Source organism: Serinicoccus shuyuelongi (genome assembly GCF_045032955.1).
Lineage (GTDB): Bacteria > Actinomycetota > Actinomycetes > Actinomycetales > Dermatophilaceae > Ornithinicoccus.
In genome coordinates this window covers 20,041-39,172 of the sequence record NZ_JBJFZU010000007.1, presented here as the reverse complement: position 1 = coordinate 39,172, position 19,132 = coordinate 20,041, and the positions used below count along the sequence as shown (strand labels likewise).

The 19,132-nt window shown below is 73.4% G+C and carries 19 protein-coding genes; 16 read left to right on the top strand and 3 right to left on the bottom strand.

Annotated features, from left to right (window positions below; genetic code table 11):
• Positions 1 to 706, top strand: a 706-nt coding sequence (locus tag ACI3EY_RS10680) for a PAC2 family protein (protein WP_405040405.1), incomplete at its 5' end; no start/stop codon positions are given.
• Positions 707 to 716: 10 nt separating this feature from the next.
• Here the strand turns inward: ACI3EY_RS10680 and ACI3EY_RS10675 are convergent.
• Positions 717 to 1,589 carry a RecB family exonuclease gene (locus tag ACI3EY_RS10675; RefSeq protein ID WP_405040404.1) on the bottom strand — a complete coding sequence of 291 codons (873 nt, stop codon included), beginning with the start codon at positions 1,587 to 1,589 and terminating at the stop codon, positions 717 to 719.
• A gap of 87 nt (positions 1,590 to 1,676) precedes the next feature.
• Here ACI3EY_RS10675 and ACI3EY_RS10670 point away from each other — a divergent pair, with 87 nt between their 5' ends.
• From ACI3EY_RS10670 to ACI3EY_RS10625, 10 genes are all read left to right on the top strand, one after another.
• Positions 1,677 to 2,783, top strand: a complete 1,107-nt coding sequence (locus ACI3EY_RS10670; protein ID WP_405040403.1) for a site-2 protease family protein — start codon at positions 1,677 to 1,679, stop codon at positions 2,781 to 2,783.
• Between the two features lie 9 nt (positions 2,784 to 2,792).
• Positions 2,793 to 3,803, top strand: a complete 1,011-nt coding sequence (locus tag ACI3EY_RS10665; protein ID WP_405040402.1) for a tRNA (adenine-N1)-methyltransferase — start codon at positions 2,793 to 2,795, stop codon at positions 3,801 to 3,803.
• Positions 3,800 to 5,488, top strand: coding sequence for a proteasome ATPase (gene arc, locus ACI3EY_RS10660; RefSeq protein WP_405040401.1), 1,689 nt, complete (start codon positions 3,800 to 3,802; stop codon positions 5,486 to 5,488). Before ACI3EY_RS10665 ends, arc begins: the two co-directional genes overlap by 4 nt.
• Before the next feature lie 4 nt (positions 5,489 to 5,492).
• Positions 5,493 to 5,849: a DUF3054 domain-containing protein gene (locus ACI3EY_RS10655; RefSeq protein WP_405040400.1), complete on the top strand. Its 357-nt coding sequence runs from the start codon at positions 5,493 to 5,495 to the stop codon at positions 5,847 to 5,849.
• A 3-nt stretch (positions 5,850 to 5,852) separates the two neighbouring features.
• On the top strand, positions 5,853 to 7,889 hold the full coding sequence (locus ACI3EY_RS10650; RefSeq protein ID WP_405040399.1) for an MFS transporter: 2,037 nt from the start codon (positions 5,853 to 5,855) through the stop codon (positions 7,887 to 7,889).
• Between the two features lie 16 nt (positions 7,890 to 7,905).
• On the top strand, positions 7,906 to 9,480 hold the full coding sequence (gene dop, locus ACI3EY_RS10645; protein WP_405040398.1) for a depupylase/deamidase Dop: 1,575 nt from the start codon (positions 7,906 to 7,908) through the stop codon (positions 9,478 to 9,480).
• A gap of 12 nt (positions 9,481 to 9,492) precedes the next feature.
• Positions 9,493 to 9,696: a ubiquitin-like protein Pup gene (locus ACI3EY_RS10640; protein WP_405037234.1), complete on the top strand. Its 204-nt coding sequence runs from the start codon at positions 9,493 to 9,495 to the stop codon at positions 9,694 to 9,696.
• Positions 9,693 to 11,090 (top strand): Pup--protein ligase, encoded by a 1,398-nt coding sequence (gene pafA / locus ACI3EY_RS10635; protein WP_405040397.1) that lies wholly within the window; start codon positions 9,693 to 9,695, stop codon positions 11,088 to 11,090. The genes ACI3EY_RS10640 and pafA overlap by 4 nt, the downstream gene beginning before the upstream one ends.
• An 84-nt stretch (positions 11,091 to 11,174) precedes the next feature.
• Positions 11,175 to 12,239, top strand: coding sequence for an FKBP-type peptidyl-prolyl cis-trans isomerase (locus ACI3EY_RS10630; protein WP_405040396.1), 1,065 nt, complete (start codon positions 11,175 to 11,177; stop codon positions 12,237 to 12,239).
• A gap of 110 nt (positions 12,240 to 12,349) precedes the next feature.
• Positions 12,350 to 12,748 (top strand): FKBP-type peptidyl-prolyl cis-trans isomerase, encoded by a 399-nt coding sequence (locus ACI3EY_RS10625; protein ID WP_405037231.1) that lies wholly within the window; start codon positions 12,350 to 12,352, stop codon positions 12,746 to 12,748.
• A gap of 43 nt (positions 12,749 to 12,791) precedes the next feature.
• Here the strand turns inward: ACI3EY_RS10625 and glsA are convergent, their stop codons facing one another.
• Together glsA and ACI3EY_RS10615 are read right to left on the bottom strand one after the other, a co-directional pair.
• On the bottom strand, positions 12,792 to 13,724 hold the full coding sequence (glsA, locus tag ACI3EY_RS10620; RefSeq protein WP_405040395.1) for a glutaminase A: 933 nt from the start codon (positions 13,722 to 13,724) through the stop codon (positions 12,792 to 12,794).
• 20 nt (positions 13,725 to 13,744) lie between these two features.
• Positions 13,745 to 14,929: a DUF3866 family protein gene (locus ACI3EY_RS10615; protein ID WP_405040394.1), complete on the bottom strand. Its 1,185-nt coding sequence runs from the start codon at positions 14,927 to 14,929 to the stop codon at positions 13,745 to 13,747.
• Between the two features lie 54 nt (positions 14,930 to 14,983).
• Here ACI3EY_RS10615 and ACI3EY_RS10610 point away from each other — a divergent pair, with 54 nt between their 5' ends.
• Genes ACI3EY_RS10610 through ACI3EY_RS10590 form a run of 5 tightly spaced genes read left to right on the top strand, consistent with a single transcriptional unit; the run spans position 14,984 to position 19,127 of the window.
• The gene (locus ACI3EY_RS10610; protein ID WP_405037228.1) at positions 14,984 to 16,003 is read left to right on the top strand and encodes a helix-turn-helix transcriptional regulator; all 1,020 of its coding nucleotides are present in this window, start codon (positions 14,984 to 14,986) and stop codon (positions 16,001 to 16,003) included.
• Positions 16,003 to 16,983 (top strand): helix-turn-helix transcriptional regulator, encoded by a 981-nt coding sequence (locus ACI3EY_RS10605; protein WP_405040393.1) that lies wholly within the window; start codon positions 16,003 to 16,005, stop codon positions 16,981 to 16,983. The genes ACI3EY_RS10610 and ACI3EY_RS10605 overlap by 1 nt, the downstream gene beginning before the upstream one ends.
• A 60-nt stretch (positions 16,984 to 17,043) precedes the next feature.
• Positions 17,044 to 17,361, top strand: coding sequence for a Sec-independent protein translocase subunit TatA (gene tatA / locus ACI3EY_RS10600; protein ID WP_405037226.1), 318 nt, complete (start codon positions 17,044 to 17,046; stop codon positions 17,359 to 17,361).
• 36 nt (positions 17,362 to 17,397) lie between these two features.
• Positions 17,398 to 18,225: a twin-arginine translocase subunit TatC gene (tatC, locus tag ACI3EY_RS10595; RefSeq protein WP_405040392.1), complete on the top strand. Its 828-nt coding sequence runs from the start codon at positions 17,398 to 17,400 to the stop codon at positions 18,223 to 18,225.
• Positions 18,222 to 19,127 carry a diacylglycerol/lipid kinase family protein gene (locus tag ACI3EY_RS10590; protein ID WP_405037224.1) on the top strand — a complete coding sequence of 302 codons (906 nt, stop codon included), beginning with the start codon at positions 18,222 to 18,224 and terminating at the stop codon, positions 19,125 to 19,127. Before tatC ends, ACI3EY_RS10590 begins: the two co-directional genes overlap by 4 nt.
• The last annotated feature ends 5 nt before the right edge of the window (positions 19,128 to 19,132 follow it).

The window sequence follows — 19,132 nt, the reverse complement described above, 5'->3', positions numbered from 1 at the left end:
CCCCCCCCCCCCCCCCTCCCCCCCCCCCCCCCCCCCCCCCCTCCCTCCCCCCCCCCCCCCCCCCCCCCCCCCCACCACCCGGGTGATGCTGGCCCGCGACACGCCCCTGGGCCGGGACGTGCTGCTGGTCCTGGGCATCGAGCCGTCGGTGCGTTGGCGCACCTTCGCGCTCGACCTACTGGGCTACCTGCTGGACCACGACGCGCAGATGCTGGTGGTCCTGGGCGGTCTGCTCGCGGACGTGCCGCACACCCGGCCCATCCCCATCGGGGTGACCTCGGAGGACGCCGAGCTGCTGGAGAGCGACGACGACATCGAACGCAGCACCTACGAGGGACCCACCGGGATCATCGGGGTGCTCACCGACGAGGCCCGCCAGCAGCACCTGCCGACCCTGTCCTGCTGGGCGGCGGTGCCGCACTACGCCGGGGGGCCGCCGTCGCCGAAGGCCTCGCTGGCCCTGCTGGGCCAGGTCGAGGAGCTGCTCGACTGCGTCATCGACGACACCGCGGTCGTGGAGGCCGCCCAGGCCTGGGAGCGGGGCGTCGACGACCTCGCGGACAGCGACGAGGAGGTCGCCGACTACGTCCGCCAGCTCGAGGAGGCGCAGGACACCGCGGACCTGCCGGAGGCCTCCGGCGACGCGATCGCCAAGGAGTTCGAGCGCTACCTGCGGCGTCGCGACGACGACACCCCTCGGGGCTGACGCCCCCGCGCTACTCCTCCGGGTCGGTCTCCGCGGCCCCACCACGGGTGGCGCGCCCGGCGGATCGAGGGTCCAGCGCCAACCGGGTGGCCCCCTCGGGCAGCGGCGGCGGCGTGCCGCCCCACGCGGGGCATACCGCCTGGTGGGCGCACCAGCGGCAGGCGAACCCCCGACGCGGCTGCCAGGTGCCCTCCCGGGCCACCTGCTCGATGGCCTCCCACAGCGCCAGGATCTTGCGCTCCGTGGCGAGCAGGTCCGCCTCGGTCGGGTCCACCCACAGCACGGTGCCGTCCCGGGGGTAGACCAGCTGCAGCCGGGTGGGCATCACGCCCCGGCTGCGCCACAGCGCCAACGCGTAGAAGCGCAGCTGGAACAGGGCCTTGCCCTCGAAGGTCTCCGAGGGGGCCCGTCCCGTCTTGTAGTCGACCACCCGCAGCCGACCGTCCGGGGTCTCGTCCAGCCGGTCGACATACCCCCGGATGACCAGCCCGTCCAGGTCGGCCTCGACGTACAGCTCCCGCTCGGCCGGCTCCAGCCGGGTGGGGTCCTCCAGGGTGAACCACTTCTCCAGCAGCGTGCTGGCGTCGCGGACGGTCTCCTCCTGGGCCAGCTCGGCGAGCTCGGGCCGGTCCGTGGTGAGCCGCTCCCACTCCCCGGGCACCATCTCGGTGGCCCGTTGGACGGTCCGCTCGTGCGCCGGCAGGTCGAAGAGCCGCTCCAGCACCCCGTGCACCAGCGTCCCCCGCGCGGCCGGCTGGCTCGGCGGCTCCGGCAGCCGGTCCACCACCCGGAAGCGGTAGAGCATGGGGCACTGCATGAAGTCGGCGGCGCGGGACGGGGACAGGGCGCGGGACCAGGTCGTCTCCTGCTCCGGGTGCGCCATGGCGCGCACTCTACGCAGCGCCACCGACGGTCCCGACCGGGCGGTGGCGCCGCCGGCCCCCGCCCGGTCCGCGTCTACGCTCGGGGTATGCAGCGCAGTCACGGGTGGCGGATCGCCACCCTGTCCGGCATCCCGGTCCACCTCGGTGGCAGCTGGGTGATCGTGGCCGTCCTGATGGTCGCCCTGTTCGGGCCCACCGTCCAGGGCGTCCTGCCGGAGCTGGGGGCGTGGAGCTACGCCGTGGCGTTCGGCTTCGTGCTGCTGCTGCTGGTCTCCGTCCTGGTGCACGAGGCGGCGCACGCCCTGGTCGCGCAACGGGTCGGCTTCGGGGTCTTCCGGATCGTCGCCGACTTCTGGGGCGGCCACACCGCGCACGACGGTGCCGGGGGCACCCCCGGGCGCAGCGCCGCGGTGGCCGTCGTGGGGCCCCTGTCCAACGGGGTGCTGGCGCTGCTGGGCTGGGGGCTGCTCGGCACCCTGGACGGCGGGGTCCCGCTGCTCCTGGCGTATGCCTTCGCCTGGGCCAACACCTTCGTCGCCCTCTTCAACCTGGTCCCCGCCCTCCCGCTGGACGGCGGGTACCTGCTGGAGGCGGCGGTGTGGAAGGTGACCGGCAGCCGGCACCGGGGCACCCTGGTCGCCGGCTGGTCGGGCCGGGTGCTGGTGGTGCTGGCCGCCGCCTACCTGCTGCTGCCCGCGCTGATCGGGGACCAGCAGCTCTCGCTGACCCGGGTGGCGGTCATCGCGGTGCTCGCCGTCTTCCTCTGGCAGGGCGCCAGCCAGGCCGTCCGGCTGGGGCGTCAGGGGCTGCTGGCCTCCCGCCGCAGCGCCGCCGAGGTGGCCCTGCGGCCGGGGACGGTGGCCGCGGACGCCCCGCTGGACACGGTGCGGTGGGACGAGCACCCGGTCTGGATCCTGCTGGACCACCTCGGCCGCCCCGACGGTCTGGTCGACCCGCCGGCCCTGCAGCAGGTCCCGACCCGGGCCTGGCCCACCACCCCCGCCTCCGCCGTCGGGGTACGCCTGCCGGCCGGCTGGGCCGTCCCGATGGGGCCGGAGGCCCGCCTGGACGAGGTGATCGAGGTGATGCGCAGCACCGGCTCGGGAGTCGTCGCGCTGCTCGACGCGACCGGCACGCCGTGGGGCGTGGTCACCACCCGCGAGGCCGTCCGGACCCGCCCGGTCGGCTCGTAGACTGACCCGGTGAGCAGTCCGAGCGGTGCCGACCTACGGCGTGGACCTTTCCGAGCGGGCGACCGCGTGCAGCTGACCGACCCCAAGGGTCGGCTGCACACCATCACCCTGGAGGCGGGCAAGGAGTTCCACACCCACCGGGGGCACCTCAAGCACGACGACCTCATCGGGGTCCCCGACGGTGCCGTGGTCCGGCACACCTCGGGGACGGACTACCTGGCGCTGCGCCCGCTGCTGGCCGACTTCGTGCTCTCCATGCCCCGGGGCGCCCAGGTCGTCTACCCCAAGGACGCCGGGCAGATCGTGACCTATGCCGACATCTTCCCGGGCGCGACCGTCGTCGAGGCCGGGGTCGGCTCCGGGGCCCTGTCGCTGTCCCTGCTGCGCGCCGTGGGGGAGTCCGGCCGCCTGCTCAGCTTCGAGCGGCGCGAGGACTTCGCCGAGATCGCCCGGGCCAACGCCCGCACCTTCTTCGGTGAGGACCACCCCGCCTGGACGGTGACCGTGGGCGACCTGGTGGAGGCCCTGCCCGCGGCCGTCGAGCCCGGCACCGTGGACCGGGTGGTGCTGGACATGCTCGCCCCCTGGGAGTGCCTGGACGCGGTCGGTGAGGCGCTGGTGCCCGGTGGGGTGCTCATCTGCTACGTCGCCACCACCACCCAGCTGTCCCGGGTGGCCGAGGTCGCGAAGGCCGCCGGCGGCTGGACCGAGCCGCAGGCCTGGGAGTCGATGGTGCGTGGGTGGCACCTGGAGGGCCTGGCGGTGCGTCCCGAGCACCGGATGCACGCGCATACCGGCTTCCTGGTGATGATGCGCAGGATGGCGCCGGACACGCTGGCCCCGACCCGCAAGAAGCGCCCCGCACCGGGCGCCTACGGGGACGACTACACGGCCGCCGAGGGCACCTGGTCGCCCGAGGAGCTGGGCGAGCGGCCGGTCTCGGACAAGCGCCTGCGGCGGACCCGGCGGGACGCCACCGCCACCGCCGACCGGGTCACCGACCGCGAGGAGGAGTCGTGAGCCAGCAGAGCTCGGGCGAGGTCCCCGGGCGGGAGCGCCACCTGGAGCAGCAGGTGCAGGCGCTGACCTCCCGGGTGTCGGACCTCAAGAACCAGAACGACGCCCTGACCACCACGCTGAAGAGCGCGAAGGCCCGGATCGTCGGCCTGCGCGAGGACCTGGACGCCCTCGCCAGCCCGCCACTGACGATGGGGCAGGTGCTGGGCCTGGTCGGTGACGGGACGGTGGACGTCTCCGTCTCGGGCCGGCGGATCCGGACCACGATCTCCTCCGAGCTGGACACCGCCCAGCTGCGGCCCGGCCGGGAGGTGCTCCTCAACGAGGCGCAGGCGGTGGTCGCGGTGGCCGGTTACGAGCGCGGCGGCGACGTCGTCACCTGCAAGGAGCTGCTGCCGGACGGCCGGCTCACGGTGCTGGTCCGCGGCGAGGACGAGCGGGTGGTTCGCCGGGCCGGGCCGGTGCAGGACGCCCCGGTGCGGGTCGGTGACGCGCTGCTGCTGGACAGCCGCAGCGGCCTCGTCGTCGAGCGCATCGAGCGCCCGGAGGTCACCGAGCTGATGCTCGAGGAGGTGCCCGACATCGGCTATGCGGACATCGGGGGTCTCACCGGCCAGATCGAGCAGATCCGGGACGCGGTGGAGCTGCCCTTCCTGCACGCCGACCTCTACGAGGCGCACCAGCTGCGCCCGCCGAAGGGTGTCCTGCTCTACGGCCCACCCGGGTGCGGCAAGACCCTCATCGCCAAGGCTGTGGCCGCGTCGCTGGCACGTCAGGCGGCCTCCCGGCGGGACGGGGACAGCGGCGAGGGCGACCGCGACGGCGTGGGCAGCGGCACGCGCACCCCGCGCAGCTACTTCCTCAACGTGAAGGGCCCCGAGCTGCTCAACAAGTACGTCGGCGAGACCGAGCGGCACATCCGGATGATCTTCCAGCGGGCCCGCGAGAAGTCGGCCCAGGGCGACCCGGTGGTGGTCTTCTTCGACGAGATGGAGTCGTTGTTCCGGACCCGCGGGTCCGGGGTGTCCTCGGACGTGGAGACCACGATCGTGCCGCAGCTGCTGGCCGAGATCGACGGCGTCGAGAGGCTCGACAACGTCATCGTCATCGGCGCCTCCAACCGGGAGGACATGATCGACCCGGCGATCCTGCGCCCGGGCCGGCTGGACGTGAAGATCAAGATCGAGCGGCCGGACGCCGACGGGGCGCGGGACATCTTCTCCAAGTACCTGACCACGGGCATACCGCTGCACGCCGACACCCTGGCCGCGCACGACGGCGACCCGGCGCGGGCGGTGGCGCACCTCATCGACGGGGTGGTGGAGCACATGTATGCCGTGTCCCCGGCCAACGCCTTCCTCGAGGTCACCTACGCCGGCGGTGACAAGGAGGTGCTCTACTTCCGCGACTTCGCCTCCGGGGCGATGGTGCACAACATCGTCGACCGGGCCAAGAAGCTGGCGATCAAGGACTACCTGACGCGAGGCGAGGAGGGCCTGACCCCGGCGCACCTGGAGCGCGCCTACCTGGACGAGTTCCGGGAGAACGAGGACCTGCCCAACACCACCAACCCCGACGACTGGGCCCGGGTCTCCGGCAAGAAGGGGGAGCGGATCACCTACATCCGGACCCTGGTCGGCAACGCCACCGGGGCCCGGCCCGGGCGCTCGGTCGACCTCGGCGGCTGAGCGCGTGCGCCCGCGCGACCTGGTGGACCCGGTGCTGGTCCTGGCCTTCGCCACCGCGGGGCGCTCCGACCACCAGCTGGGTCTCAGCGTGTCCGGCGTGCTCGGGACGGCGTGGCCGTTCCTGGCCGGCCTCGTCCTCGGTCGGGTGCTCACCCTGCGCACCCGGCGCTGGTGGCTGGAGGGCCTGGCCGTCGGGCTGACCACCCTGGTCGTGGGCATGCTGCTGCGCCAGCTCAGCGGTGCCGGCACGGCACCGGCCTTCGTGGTGGTGGCCGGCGTCGTGCTGGTCGGCGGCATGGTGGGTTGGCGCGGGGCCGTGGTGCTGGCGACACGGCTGTCGGGGGCCCGGCGTAAGGTCTGAGACATGTCATCTTCCGGGGGCGACGCCCGACCAGACCAATCACCGGCGGCCGTCCCCACCACCGCGATCATCGTGGTCCTCGCGCTCTGCGGCACCCTCGTCTCGCTCCAGCAGACGCTGGTGCTGCCGTTGCTCCCGGACTTCCCGGAGATCCTGGACACCACCAGCGACAACGCCTCCTGGCTGGTCACCGCCACCCTGCTGACCGCGGCCGTGGGCACCCCGATCGTGTCCCGGCTGGCGGACATGTTCGGCAAGCGGCTGATGCTCATCGTGTGCATGTGGGCGGTCATCGTCGGGTCGGTCATCTCCGCGCTGAGCGCCGATCTGATGCTGGTCATCGTGGGCCGGGGGCTGTCCGGGCTGGGTGCTTGCCTGGTGCCGGTCGGGATCAGCATCATGCGCGACCACCTGCCCGCGGAGAAGGTCGGCTCCGGCGTGGCCCTGATGTCGGCCACCCTGGGCATCGGCGGCGCGATCGGTATGCCGCTGGCCGGGGTGATCTACGAGAACTTCGACTGGCACACCCTCTTCCTGGTGTCCGGCGGATTCGCCGTGATCATGCTGGTGGCCGTCCACAAGGTGGTGCCCGAGTCGACGGTGCGCACCCGGGGCCGCTTCGACTACGTCGGCGCGCTGCTGCTGTCGGTGGCACTGACCTGTTTCCTGCTGGCGGTGAGCAAGGCCGGCAGCTGGGGCTGGTCGTCCCCGATCACCCTCAGCCTGCTGGCCGGGGCCGGCCTGGTGCTGGCGGCGTGGGTGCCCTGGGAGCTGCGGGCCGGGCAGCCGCTGGTCGATATCCGCACCTCGATGCGGCGCACCGTGCTGCTGACCAACAGCGCCTCGGTGCTCATCGGCTTCGCCATGTTCGCCAACTTCCTCACCTCGGTGCAGCAGGTGCAGATGCCCGAGGAGACCGGCTACGGGTTCGGGCTGTCGGTCATCAACACCGGCCTGGTGATGCTGCCCTCCGGCATCCTGATGGTGCTGATGTCCCCGGTCTCCGCGGGCTTCATCACGAAGTTCGGGCCCCGGGCGGTGCTGATCGCGGGGGCGGTGACGATCGGGATCGGCTTCATCGGGCGGTCGCTGCTGCACGGCTCCGTGCTGGAGGTGATGGTCACCTCGGGGATCGCCTCGCTCGGCACCGCGCTGGCCTTCGCAGCGATGCCGACCCTGATCATGCGCGCCGTGCCGATCACCGAGACCGCCTCCGCGAACGGCCTGAACACGCTGCTCCGCTCGATCGGCACCTCCTCGGCCTCGGCCATGGTGGCAGCGGTCTTCGCGGCGTCGATGATGACCACCAGCACCGGGCAGATGGCGCCGAGCCTGGAGGCCTACCAGCTGATCTTCTGGGCGGGCGCCGGGGCCGCGCTCGGTGGTGCCCTGATCGCGACGTTCATCCGCCGTCCGCAGCGGGCGCTGGCGGACGCCGACGCCCAGGCCGCGGGCGCCGCAGGTGCCCCGGTGGGCGAGCGCACCGAGGTCAAGCTCGGCGGCGAGCTGCCCGAGCTGCTGGTCCGCGGCCGGGTGGTCGGCCCCCAGGGGCGGCCGCTGCGCCAGGCGGTGGCCACCGTGCTGCGCCCGGACGGTCGGCACACCGACTGGGGCCGCACCGACGGGGAGGGCCGCTACACGCTCGCGCTGCCGGAGCCGGGCCAGTACCTGCTCGTCGTCTCGGCCGACGGCTGGGCGCCGCAGTCCGCGCTGGTCGACCTGGCCGTCGGCCAGGAGCAGGACGTGACGATGACCCGACGGTTGCTGCTCTCCGGGCACATCTACGACGACGGCGTCCCGATGGGTGACGTGCTGGTCTCGCTGATCAAGCACTCGGGGGAGTTCGTCGGCACCGCCCGCACCGACGAGCACGGCTACTACGAGGCCGGCCTGCCCCCGGCCGGTCGGTACGTGCTGACCGCGGTGGACCACGAGACCGGGCGCACCCGTTCCCGCGCGCTCACCGTGCTGGCCACCTCCACCACCCTGGACCTGGACATCGTCACCGGCGTGCCCCGCCCGACCCGGGTCGACGCCTGATGCGAGGATCGGGCCGATGAGCGTGCGACGGGTGATGGGCATCGAGACCGAGCTGGGCATCACCAGCACCCAGCTCGACCCGGCCGGGCAGCCGGTCACCCCGATGGTGCTCTCCGGCCAGCTGGTCCGGGCGTATGCCGCCGGGGCGCCGACGGGGGCGGCGCTGCCCAGCGGCGCCGGCTGGGACTACGCCGACGAGACCCCGCTGCGGGACGCGCGAGGCTTCGAGATGGCCCGGGCGCTGGCCCACCGGTCCCAGCTGACCGACGTCGAGGACCCGACGATCGCGACCTCGGTGCTGTCCAACGGCGCCCGGTTCTACGTCGACCACGCCCACCCGGAGTACTCCTCTCCCGAGGTCACCGGACCGCTGCAGGCGGTGCGCTACGACCGCGCCGGCGAGCTGGTGGCCCGACGGGCGACGGCCACCCTGGCGGAGCAGGGGCTGGACGTCCGCCTCTACAAGAACAACGTCGACGGCAAGGGCGCCTCCTACGGCACCCACGAGAACTACCTCGTCCCGCGGTCGGTCCCCTTCGACCGGCTCGCGGAGCTGCTCATCCCGTTCCTGGTGGCCCGGCCGGTGATCGCCGGTGCCGGCAGGGTCGGGATCGGCCAGGCCAGCGAGCAGCCCGGCTTCCAGCTCTCCCAGCGCGCCGACTACCTGGAGGCCGAGGTCGGCCTGGAGACCACCCTGCGCCGGCCCATCGTCAACACCCGGGACGAGCCGCACGCCACCCCGCACCTGCACCGCCGGTTGCACGTGATCGTCGGGGACGCGACCCTCGCCGACGTCACCACCTACCTGGCGCTGGGCTCGCTGTCCGCGGTGCTGCGGGTGATCGAGACCCACCCGCACCTGCTGCGGGGCCTGCGTCCGGCGCACCCGGTGGCGGCCGCCCGGGCCATCTCGCACGACCCCACCCTGCGCGCCACGGTGCCGTTGGCCGACGGACGCAGCCTGACCGGGCTCGACCTGGTGGAGGCGCATCTGCAGGCGGTCGAGACTGCTGCCGCCTCCGACCACCCGGCCTGGGCGTCGGAGGCCGGGGGAGGGGACCGGGACGACCGTGACGGGACCCCGGCCGTCCTCTCCCGCTGGCGCGAGGTGCTCGACGTGCTGCGCCGCGACCCCGCCGAGGCCGCCGACCGGGTCGAGTGGGTCGCCAAGCTGGGCCTGCTGCGCCGGTTCGCGGACCGCTCCGGGGCCGACTGGGGCGATCCCCGGCTGGCCGCGATGGACATCCAGTGGCACGACCTGGACCCGCAGCGCGGCCTGGCGCAGCGGCTGCGGGCCGCGGGCCAGCTGGAACGGCTGGTCGACGACGAGCAGATCGGCGCCGCGGTGGTGCAGCCGCCGGAGGACACCCGGGCCTGGTTCCGCGGGGAGTGCGTGCGCCGCTACGGCCCGTCCGGCGGGGTGCGCGGCGCGTCCTGGGACTCGGTGGTGCTGCTCGACGACGCGGGGAGGTCACGCCGGGTGCGGCTGGCGGAGCCGACCGGGGGCACCCGGGAACGGACCCAGGACCTGCTGGACCGGCATACCGACGCCGCGTCGTTGCTCACCGAGATCGCCACCGAGGACGTCTGAGAGGATCTGCCTATGTCACAGCATCAGTTCGACCGCCAGGGGCGGCGCGACGACGGTGACGGGGGTGCACCGGAGGTCCCGCCCCCGGCCGCACCCGCGGCCCAGAGCGCGGAGCGCGACGCGGCCCTCGACTCGCTCCTGGACGAGATCGACGGGGTGCTGGAGACCAACGCCTCCGACTTCGTGCACGGCTTCGTGCAGAAGGGTGGCGAGTGATCCGTCGGGTGATGGGCGTGGAGACCGAGTTCGGTGTCAACGCCACCTTCCGGGGCAGCGCGCGACTGTCCCCGGAGGAGGTCGCCCGCTACCTGTTCCGCAAGGTGGTGGCCTGGGGCAGGTCCTCCAACGTCTTCCTGTCCAACGGCTCCCGGCTCTACCTGGACGTCGGCTCGCACCCGGAGTACGCGACCGCCGAGTGCGCCGACCTGCTCGACCTGGTGGCCCACGACCGCGCCGGTGAGATCGTCGTGCAGGACCTCGCCGCGGACGCCGAGCGCCGGCTCGCGGAGGAGGGCATGGACGCCACGGTGTACGTGCTGAAGAACAACGTTGACTCGCGCGGCAACTCCTACGGCTCGCACGAGAACTACCAGGTCGAGCGGCGCAGCCGGATGGAGCGCATCACCGACACCCTGGTGCCCTTCCTGGTGACCCGGCAGCTGGTCACCGGGGCGGGCAGGCTGCACGTCACCGAGGGGCGGGCCACCTACCTCGTCTCCCAGCGGGCGGACCACATGTGGGAGGACCTCAGCTCGGCGACCACCCGGTCCCGACCGATCATCAACACCCGCGACGAGCCGCACGCGGACCCGGAGAAGCACCGGCGGCTGCACGTCATCGTCGGCGACTCCACGATGAGCCAGACCACCACGCTGCTGCGCCTGGGCACCACCGACCTGGTGCTGCGGATGCTGGAGGCGGGCACCGTGGTCCCCGACCTGGTGCTGGGCAACCCGATGCAGGCCATCCGGGACGTCAGCCGGGACCCCACCGGTCGCCGTCCGCTGGCGCTGCGCCGGGGAGGCACGGTCACCGCGCTGGGGCTGCAGGGCCGGCTCCTGGAGCTGGCGCAGGGGTATGCCCGGGGCGCAGGTCTGGCGGAGCTCTCGCCCTACCGTGAGGTGCTGGAGCTGTGGGAGCGCGGCCTGCACGCGATCGAGAGCGACCAGCTGCACCTGGTCGACACCGAGATCGAGTGGGTGATGAAGAAGAAGCTGCTCGACTCCTACGCCGCCCGGCACGGGCTGGAGCCCTGGGACGAGCGGCTGCAGCAGCTGGACCTCGCCTGGCACGACATCCACCCGACCCGGGGGCTCGCCAGGATCCTGGAACGCTCCGGTGCGGCGCGGACCGTGGTGGACGACGCGCGGATCACGGCGGCCACCACCGACCCGCCGCAGACCCGGGCCCGGCTGCGGGGAGACTTCGTGCGCGCCGCCCAGGAGCACGGACGGGACTTCACCGTGGACTGGGTGCACCTCAAGCTCAACGACACCGCGCAGCGGACGATCATCTGCAAGGATCCGCTGGTGAGCGTGGACGCCCGGGTGGAGGAGCTGATCGCGCACATCCGCCGTGGTGAGGGACGGCCCACCCCGCGGGGTGTCTGAGCCACGCTCCCACCGGATCTCCAGGGTCGCCGCGTTAGGCTGACCCGGTTGCCCACGTACCTCGACACAGCAAAGGACGCGCCTGTGCGCTCTCCCCGTATGCGGTTCCTGGCGGTTGCCGCCGCTCCTCTCGTCTTCCTCGCGGCGTGCGACACCGGCTCGGGCGACGACGCCTCGAGCAGTGACGACGCGGCTGCGACCAGCGCTCCCGGCGACGACGCCGCGGCCACCTCGGCAGCGCCGAACGGCGACCTGGCCGACCTGGGCGTGGACACCGACGGCGACGTCCCCGCGCTCACCTGGGACGGGGAGCCGTTCGCCGACGGGGACCTGCCCTTCGTGGCGGCGCAGACGGAGAGTGAGGTGCTCACCGAGGGCGACGGCGACGAGGTGGCCGACACGCACGAGGTGCGGGTCCGCTACCTGACCGTCAACGGCAGCACCGGTGACGAGCTGGTCTCCACCTTCGAGAACGACGAGGCCGTCACCCTGGACATGACCGACGAGGGGATCTTCCCGGCGTTCACCGAGGTGCTGCCGGGCAGCAACGTCGGCGACGAGCTGCTGATGACGATCCCGGCGGCCGACGCCTTCGGCGAGGCCGGCAACCCGCAGCTGGGGGTCGGTGCCACCGACACGATGATCTTCTACATGGAGGTTCTCGAGACCGGTGAGCCGCTGACCCAGGCGGAGGGCGAGGAGGTCGAGCCCGAGGAGGGCCTGCCCACCGTCGAGACGGACGGCGAGAGCGCCGCGCAGATCGACGTGGAGGGTGTCGAGGCCCCCGACCAGCTCGTCGAGCAGGTGCTGATCCAGGGCGAGGGCCCCGAGGTCGTGGCCGGCCAGACGATCCGGGTGCACTACACCGGGGTGCAGCTGTCGAACGGGGAGCAGTTCGACGCCTCCTACGACCGCGGCGAGCCGACCGAGTTCCCGATCGGCGTCGGCCAGGTCATCACCGGCTGGGACGAAGGCCTCGTCGGCCAGAACGTCGGCTCCCGGGTGCTGCTGGTCATCCCGGCCGACCAGGCCTACGGCGAGGCGCCCGAGGACGACGCCGCCGCCGAGACCGGCGACGGACAGCCCCCGGCGAACCCCCTGGAGGGCGAGGACCTCGTCTTCGTCATCGACATCCTCGGCGCCTCCTGAGCACTTCCCCTTCTTCCGACCGAGCGTCGCCCGTGGTTGCCCACCGGCCCACCGAGCGTCGCTGATGGTCTCCTGACCGACCGCATACCCCCGAACCCAAGGAGCGATCCATGACCGACTCACCCTTCGGCCGCGTCCAGAAGGCCAAGCCCGAGGTCGACTTCCCGGGCGACACCCCGCCCACCGAGCTGCTCGTCGAGGACATCGAGGTCGGCAAGGGCACCGAGGCCACCGCCGGCAAGGGCATCTCAGCCCACTACGTCGGGGTCTCCTGGTCCACCGGAGAGGAGTTCGACGCGTCCTGGAACCGGGGCGAGCCGCTGGAGTTCACGGTCGGTGTCGGCCAGGTCATCCAGGGCTGGGACCAGGGCCTGCTCGGTATGCGCGTGGGCGGCCGGCGCCGGATCACCATCCCGCCGCACCTGGGCTACGGCGACCGTGGCGCGGGCGGCGCGATCAAGGGCGGCGAGACGCTGATCTTCGTCGTCGACCTCGTCGACGTGCGCTGACCGACGCTGCTCACGGTGCCGGCACGGCACCGACCGGACGCCCTCAGCCCCGGTCCCGACCCGGCCTCAACAGGTGCAGGTCGAGGTCGGGGCTGAGCCGTTGGAAGATCCTGATGCCCCGCACCGGGTTGCCGTGCTCGTCCAGCCGGGGTGAGTAGGTGGCGATCCCGCAGCGGTTCGGCACCGCGCCCAGGATGCCACCACCGATCCCGCTCTTGGCCGGTATGCCGACGCTGCTCACCCAGTCCCCGGCCGCGTCGTACATGCCGCACGTCATCATCACCGAGAGGACGTGCCCGCAGGCCTCCCGGCTGAGTACCCGTTCGCCGGACCCGGGCAGCAGCCCACCGGAGGCCAGCGTCGCGCCCATCCTGGCCAGCTCGACGGTGCTCACCCGCAGCGCGCACTGCCGCGTGTAGCCGTCGACCACGTCGTGCGGGGCGTCCGGCAGCTCGCTGAGGGCCTTGACCATGTGCGCGATGCCCATGTTGCGGTCCGAGGTGGCCATCTCCGTGTCGTAGCAGCCCTGGTCGATCTCCAGGTCCCGGCCGGCCATCGCGCTGAGCAGCCCGTGGATCCGCTCGAAGCGCTCCTGCGCGGAGGGGCCGGTGACCAGCGAGTGCGCGGTCAGCGCCCCGGCGTTGATCATCGGGTTCGCCGGACGGTTCGAGCCGTGGTTCAGGCTGATCCGGTTGAACGCGTCCCCGGAGGGCTCGACGTCGATGTGCCGGTGCACCTCGGCCGCCCCGACGCAGTCGATAGCCAGGCCGTAGACCAGCGCCTTGCTCATCGACTGGATGGGGAAGTGGTGCTCGGCGTCCCCGGCCTGCCAGACCTGACCGTCCAGGTCGACCAGCGCTACCGCCTGCTGCTCCAGGTCCGCCTCGGCGTGCGTGGGGTGCGGCTCGCCGTCGTGCACCTCGACCAGGTCCATGAGCACGTCGGCGAGGTAGGACGAGAGGTCGGTGACGGGCATACCGCCAGCCTAGGGCGGCCTCAGCGCAGCAGGGACGCCGCGTGCCGCCCCGCGACCGCCGCCGCGACGAAGGCGGCGGGGTCGTCCTCCAGGCCCCGTCCCATCGTGGACAACCGCACGGGGGTATGCCGCAGCGCCTCCAGCAGTCCTTGTGTCGGCACCGGCACCGCGCGCAGGTGCGGCGCCTCGGCGACCAGCTCGGCGGCCTGCTCGGCGACCCGCTCCAGGCAGGCGTCGAGAGCAGGACGCTCGCCCGGTCGGTGCACAGCGCTCGCCCGGTCGGTGCACAGCGCTCGCTCGGTCGGGGAGGGGGGGAAGGCGACAGGGATGGGGAGGTCGGCGGGGTGGGCCAGCACCCGGCCGAAGGCGGTCCGGCTGTGGTGGGACAGGCCCTGATGACGCGGGCGCGCGTCGGCCTGCGAGACCCGGAGGCCGGCGACCGGCCGGCCGTCGAGCACGGCCGCGGCGTTCAGCGCCTCACCGGCCGCGACCCCGGAGAAGCCCCACCGGGTCTCGGTGCCCAGGTTGCCCGGGCCCTGGACGACGACGGCCAGGTCCGCGCCGACCACGTGCCGGGCGGCGAGCAGCGCGGTGTGCACGGTGACCGCCTCGAGGTCCCCGCCGAAGGCCTGCCCGGCGGTGATCGTGCAGGCCAGCCAGCCGGCCTCCCGGAGCCCGGCCACGGTCCGGGACCACGCCAGCGGCAGGGCGCCGCCGTCGCTCATCACGTAGGCGACCCTGGCCTCCGGGGCCTCGTCGCGGATCCCGGCGAGCACCGCGGGCAGGGCGGAGTGCAGGTCGGTCGCGACCACCGGCATACCGTCCAGGGAGTCGGCGTCGGCGAGGGCCGCGTGGTGCTCGCCCTCCGGGTCGTCCACCCCCAGCACCATGGGCTGCAGCGGGGTGTAGCGGGCCTTGACCAGGTGTCCCGCCTGCCCGTCCCGGTCGGTGGGCCAGGCCTCGGGCCGGTCCGGCACGGCCACGACGAGGGCGTACCCGCCGGTGCCCAGCCCTCGGTGCAGGGCGGTGGCGTTGAGCAGCACCCGGTCGCCGACGACCGGCGTCCCGACCAGCTCGGGGTAGGCGAGCGCCCGCAGCGACGTCTCGCTGCTGTCCTGCTCCGCCGCGACTGCGACCTGCAGCACCAGCGCCCCGGCCCACCCCGGGAGCACCTCGAGCACCCTGCCCTGTCGCCACGTGATCACGCAGGTGAGCCTAGATGACCTGATCCGCCCGACCCGGACGGTAGCCTCCTGGTCATGGCCAAGAGCACCACACCCGGGATCAGCCCGGCGGCCGCCAAGACCGAACGACTGCTCAACCTGGTCATCGCGCTGCTGCACACCCGTCAACCCCTCTCCAAGCAGAAGCTGCGCCAGGCGGTGCCGGCCTACGCCGACGGCAGCCTGGAGGCCTTCGAGCGGATGTTCGAGCGCGACAAGGACGAGCTGCGCGCCCTCGGCATCCCGCTGCGCACCGAGCCGATCGACCCGTTCTTCGACGACGAGCCCGGCTACCGCATCGACGAGCGCGAGTACGCCCTCCCCGAGATCGACTTCGCCCCGGACGAGCTCGCGGTGCTGGGGTTGGCGTCCCGGGCCTGGAGCCAGGCGAGCCTCGCCGGTCCCGCCGCGCAGGCGCTGCGCAAGCTGGACGCCGCCGGGTTGGTCCGTGACGAGTCGTCGGTGGCCGGCATCGAGCCGCTGCTGCACACCCCGGACCCGGCCTTCGAGCCGGTCCGCGACGCGGTGCTCGCCCGCACCCCGCTCACCTTCGACTACCGCGGTGGCAGCGGGGACCTCACCGGTCGCCGGGTCCAGCCGTGGGGGCTGACCAGCTGGCACGGCCGCTGGTACCTCACCGCGCACGACCTGGACCGGGACGCGCCCCGGGTGTTCCGCCTGGACCGGGTGGTGGGCATCCCCGCCACCGCGGGACGTCCCGGCAGCTACGAGGTGGCGCCGGGTCACGACGCCGTCGCGATGATCCGCCGCAGCGCGGGCGAGGACTCCGAGCCCGGGCAGAGCGTGCGGCTGCGGGTGCGCCGCGACACCGCTGCGTCGTTGCGCCGACAGGGGCAGGTGCTCGCGCAGGCGCAGGCCCCGTGCGCCGAGGGCTGGGACGTGCTGGAGCTGACCTCCGGCTCGCTGCCCCGGCTGGCCCGGGAGATCTGCGCCGCCGGCCCGGACGTCCAGGTGCTGGACCCGGAGCCCCTGCGCGAGCTGGTGGTGCAGCACCTGGAGGGCGTGCTCGCCGCGCACGGGGGAGGGCAGGCCTGATGGCGACCTACGAGAGCGCGACCTCCCGGGTCGCCCGGCTGCTGACGATGGTGCCGTGGCTGCTGCACCGGCAGGGCATCGACCTGGCCAGCGCCGCCGCCGAGCTGGGGGTCTCCGAGGCCCAGGTCGTCGAGGACCTGCAGGTGCTCTTCGTCTGCGGGCTGCCCGGCCACTACCCGGACGACCTGATCGAGGCCTCCTGGGAGGACGGCCGGGTCTTCGTCGGCAACGCCGACGCGATCGCCCGCCCGCTGCGCCTGGGACGGGACGAGGCGCTGGCCCTGATCGTGGCGCTGCGCGCGCTGGCCGCCACCCCCGGGCTGGCGGAGCGGGACGCCATCGACCGGACGCTGGCCAAGCTGGTGACCGCCGCCGGCGACGCCACCGGCTCGGCCGACCAGGTCCGGGTCGACCTCGACCCCCCGGTGGACGCCGAGCTCGCGGCCCGGGTCCGGACCGGGCTGACCGAGCAGCGACGGCTGCACCTGCGCTACACCTCGGCCAGCCGGGACGAGACCACCGAACGGGACGTCGACCCGGTCCGGGTCCTCTCGGTGGACGGCCGCTGGTACCTGGAGGGGTGGTGCCACCGGGCCCAGGACATCCGCCTCTTCCGCCTCGACCGGATCGAGCACGTCGACCTGCTCGACGTGCCGGCCACCCCGCCGGAGGAGCTGCCGCACCGGAGCGTGGGCAGCGGCGTCTACACCCCCGACCCGCAGGACCTGCTGGTCACCCTCGACCTGGCACCCCGCTCGGCCTGGGTGGCCGAGCAGATCCCCGCCGAGCAGGTCGAGCCCCGGGACGACGGCTCCGTGCACATGGTGCTGCGGGTGGCCGACCCCCGTTGGCTGCACCGGTTGGTGCTGCGCGAGGGCGGGGGAGTGCGGGTGGTGGAGCCCGCCGACGTGGTCACCGCGGTGCGCGAGGGCGCGCTGGCGGCCCTGTCGGGGAACCGCTCAGAGGCCGCCGGGCGTTAGACTCACGACAGGTCCGGCCCCGGTACGGGGTCGGCACGTCCCGAGAGCGAGCAGGAGCCCATGCGCATCCAGATCTGGCACGTCGTCGTCCTCATCGTCGCGTTCGTCCTGCTCTTCGGGTGGAAGAACCTGCCCAACATGGCCCGCTCCATGGGCGAGTCGATGCGCGTCTTCAAGTCCGAGGTGGACCAGATGAAGGACGAGGGCGACGCCCGCAAGAGCGAGAAGGACGCCGCCAAGCCGGCCCTGGACGAGCGGGGCACCACCGACTCCGCCCGCGCCGAGTACGAGCGGCTGCGCGAGCACGGGTCGACCGACAGCACCGGCACCCCGACCGGGGACGGCACCGAGCCCCGGCCCGGCGAGCCCCGCGCCTGAGCGCCGGCCATCCCCGGCCCCACGCATACCCCTGAGGTGGCACCCACGCTCGGCGCCCGGCGGCGCGCCAAGGACCCCGAGGGACGGATGTCCCTGCGGGACCACCTGCGCGAGCTGCGCAACCGGCTGACGGTCAGCGTCATCGCGGTCGCCCTGCTGTCCGTGGTCGGGTGGTACTGGTACGACGAGATCATCACGGTGGTCATCGCCCCGATCGAGGCGGTCGCCGCCGAGCGCGGTGACGAGGCGGTGGCGCTGCGCTTCCAGAACATCACCGAGCCGTTCGCGATGCAGCTGCGGGTGGCGATCTTCAGCGGGATCCTGCTGTCCAGCCCGATCTGGCTGTGGCAGATCTGGGCGTTCCTGATGCCCGGCCTGACGCCGAAGGAGCGGCGGATCGCGCTGTCCTACTTCTTCGTCTCCATCCCGCTCTTCTTCGCTGGTGCGGCGCTGGCCGCGTTCACCTTCCCGCGGCTGGTCGCGATCCTGCTCGCGTTCACCCCGGAGGGCATCGCCAACCTGCCCGGCGCCAGCGAGTTCCTCTCGCTGTGGCTCTACTTCATGCTCGCCTTCGGCATCGCGTTCCTGCTGCCGGTGGTGCTGGTGGGGCTCAACCAGATCGGCATCCTGCCCGCTCGCGCCATGCGCAACAGCTGGCGGATCACCCTCTTCTGCATCCTCATCTTCTCCGCCTTCATGACCCCGGACCCCAGCGCCTGGACGATGCTGGCGATGGCCTCCCCGGTCTTCGCGCTGTTCTGGTGCGCGGTCGGCTTCTCCTTCCTGCTCGAGAAGCGCCGCGCACGCAAGGGCGGGGACCGGTATGCCGGTCTCTCCCCGGACGAGGCCACCCCCCTGTCATGAGGTATGCCGTCGCGCACGGGCGGCGGCGCTCCACCCGGCCGGCGGGGCTGATCACCCTGCTCCGGGCCGACGGCCACCAGGTGGTCGAGGTGGCCGCCGACACCCTCGCGCAGGCCCGGGCCGCCTGCGCGGCACTGGTCGCCGACGGGCTGGACGTGCTGGTGGTGGCCGGCGGGGACGGGCTGGTCAGCATGGGCACCGACCTGTGCGCCGGCACCCCGACGGCGCTGGGGATCCTGCCCGGGGGCACCGGCAACGACAACGCCCGCTCGCTCGGGATCCCGGTGGGTCGTGGCGCGGGCGACGCGGCCGGCGTCGTGGCGGTGCTGCGGGCGGACACCCGCCGCACCGTGGACACCCTCTGGCTGCCGGAGCCGGGCCGGCACGTGCTGGGTTCGGTCAACTGCGCGCTGGACGCCCGGATCGCGGCCCGCGCGGACGCCTGGCCGCGCCGGCTCGGAGCGGCCTCGTACACCCTGGCGGCCCTGGTGGAGGTGGCCCTGCTGGGCCGTCGCCCGCCGCTGCGCTTCCGGCTCACCGTGGACGGTGCCCCGCAGACGGTGGACGCGCTGGTGCTGGCCCCGGCCAACATGGCCTACCTCGGCGGCGGGTTGCCGCTGGCGCCCCGGGCGGACCCCACCGACGGGCTGCTGGACCTGGTCGTCATCTCCCCGGTCGGGCCGCGGGAGGCGCTCGGGCTGCTGCGCGCGGTCCGGGCGGGACGGCATACCGGACACCCGGCGGTGCGGATCGTGCAGGCCCGGGAGGTCCACGTCGAGGTTCACGTCGAGGGCCCGGGCGGGGTGCTCGCGCACGGCGACGGCGAGCCGGTGGGTCCGTTGCCGCTCACCGTGCGGGTCGACCCTGCCTCCCTGCAGGTCGTCGCACCGACGCTGACGTAGCCTGG